This is a genomic window from Microvirga massiliensis (assembly GCF_001006805.1).
Taxonomy (GTDB): Bacteria; Pseudomonadota; Alphaproteobacteria; order Rhizobiales; family Beijerinckiaceae; genus Microvirga; species Microvirga massiliensis.
Window position 1 is genome coordinate 51,920 of the sequence record NZ_LN811360.1, and the last position, 2,538, is coordinate 54,457.

Genomic DNA, 2,538 nt, shown 5'->3' on the forward strand with positions numbered 1-2,538 from the left:
GCTTGCAGCACTGTGCCAGAGGGATCGAGCGTGCCCACGCTTCACACGGATGGACAAGCACAACCACCTCTCGATGGTTTACCAGTTCAACACCGCAGACGAGGAAATGGGGCGCGAAGTGCTGGAGTTCATTGGCCGCGGCAAATAGCGGTTCTGTGGACAACCATCAGGGCGCTCAAAGCTTCACTCGACAATCAGTTCAGATAAACGAGCTCGGATCTGCATTCGGACAAGGCTAGGATTCGGTATTCAGACGTGCTCTACCAGGGCACTGACGGAGTGCTGCTATCAAAAAACACCCGCCTGGAAAGAACCAGGCGGGTCAGTCAATAACCCAGAGAAGAAGTCGAGCATCCTAACCAGACGTCAGGCGCTCCGCTAGGGAAATGCAAAAGATTGCTTCCTCGTTGAATTTCGCCAAGATCAAGAAGATCTGCTCCAAAACGGCCTCGTGCCCGCCTAAACCCCATCTCTCGCAGCACCTATGTCAGATGTGGCCAAGCCCGGATCGCCTTGAGTTGAAGAGTGGTGAGATAGAAGCGGGCGGGCTTGTCGTAGCGGGTCGCTTGGCGGGCGAATCGACGATTGGCCGGAGCGCACCCGGCCAATCTTTGGCGGCCTCGTGATATGTCGACGTTGACTGGTGAAAATCAGATTGGATCGGTTCGTGGATTCATCTGCAGCCCAGCCTGGCTTGTAGCCACTCTCGTGGAGTCACCCTTCGCATGATGCCGTTCCAGCATCGGCTTGAGGATGAACAGTGCGGAGAATGCCGCAACCAAATCCATCGCTGCGACGATGTAGAGCACGGTTGCCCAAGTCCCGGTTGCCTCCATAATTAGATTGCCGATCGGCACGAAGAGAGCGGCGAAGCCTTTTGACAGAAACAGGATGCCGTAAATCTTCCCAACGTGCTTAGTGCCGAAGGTGTCTCCGGTGATAGCACCGAACAGACTGTACACCTCACCCCAGGCCAGAAAGACAAGGCCAGTGAGGATGACGAACATCCAAGGATTCCCACCAAACGTCGCGAGAGCAAGGATTCCCAGACCTTCGATCGAGAAGGCGATGAACATCGTCTTTTCACGACCGATATTGTCGGAAATCCAACCGAACAAGGGTCGGGAAATGCCATTCATGAACCGATCGAGCATTAGCGCGAAGGGCAGCGCGGCCATTGTGAAGAAGTATGCGTTGACCTGCATGTCCTTCACACCGAGGTCCTGAGCAATCAGGCTCAGCTGCGCGACGGCCATCAGCCCACCTGTAATCGTGCAGGTAAACATCACCATCAGCAGCCAGAGCACCGGCGTGCGCATTGCCTCGCCGAGGGTGTAATCGCGCCTTGATTGTACGACCTGGCTCGAGAACCGTGTCTCACTAGGCTGTGGCGCACGCAGGAAGACGCCCGCCGCCAAGATGATCGCACCCTGAATCAGGCCAAACAAGAAGAACGTGGACGAGATGCCACTGGACTCGATCATGCGCGCGATGGGGACGATCGTGAAGATCGTGCCTGATCCGTAGCCCGCCGCGGTGAGCCCGACAGCAAGGCCGCGGCGGTCCGGGAACCACTTGAGCGCATTGTTGACGGCACATGCATTTACGCAGCTCGCTGCAACACCGCCGATAACAGCTCCGATGTAGAAACCAGATAACGTGGAGGCATAGGAGTTCACAGTCCACGCCAACGCCGCTGCGAACCCGCCGAGCAGGATCACCGGCCGTGGCCCATAACGATCGAGAAGATACCCGACGAGAGGGGTGCCCCAGGTTTGGGTAACCACGAATATTGTGAAGGCCGTTTGAATGGAGGCGCGCGACCATCCGTAGGTCTTCTGGATCTCAGGAACGAACAAAGTCCAAGAATACTGAATGTTGGCTACCGCCACCATGCAGGCGATGCCTAGAACGAGTTGTATCCAGCGGTAGTGGTCTGAAGAGGTATGTGGCAGCGTCGAAGCGCTCTCGGTCTTCACAGTTCTGCTCCTCCCCGAATGGATCGGATGGTCGTTTCCTCGTAGTGCCGCGACGGCTTGAGCGGCCATGGGCCGCTTCCTGCCGTTCTCAAAAGCTGGAGCTCGCGCTCCAGCTAAGGCGGCACTACATCAAATACACGCTATTGTCGTATGTCCAGCGTTATTTCGAAATTTATCTGGAATGTCGGCGTTATGTCTCTTGGCGCACGGTTTGCTGAGGTGCACTGCCAACGGTGTCGCCGGATTCCGAACATGTCAGGCACCGACCGACTGGCGGCCAAGAAGCGATTCGCGCGTGCAAGCCGTAAATTTCGAAATATAGCTTGACTATCGAAATTATGCGCCGCTACCAATGCTGACGCAGAAGGGCTGCAGCGCGCTCGACCCAAAGTCGACAGAGCGGCGCGAGCATTTGGGAGAGCGCCAAGTGAGTGAGCTTCAGGTTGCCGCCGAGCGGTTCGTCTTCGATGTGCGCTTTGAGGCAATACGAGCTCGCGGACTTAGCTCCTTGTGATCATCGATAGGAAAGCTGTGATGCAATCGATGATCTCCATCGGGG

Annotated in this window: 1 protein-coding gene; it reads right to left on the reverse strand. The window is 56.4% G+C overall.

Annotated elements, in window-relative coordinates; translation table 11 throughout:
- Positions 1 to 650: 650 nt before the first annotated feature.
- Entirely contained in the window at positions 651 to 1,979 is a 1,329-nt protein-coding gene (gene oxlT, locus BN1233_RS28240) for an oxalate/formate MFS antiporter (RefSeq protein ID WP_425311752.1), read from the reverse strand.
- Positions 1,980 to 2,538 lie beyond the last annotated feature (559 nt).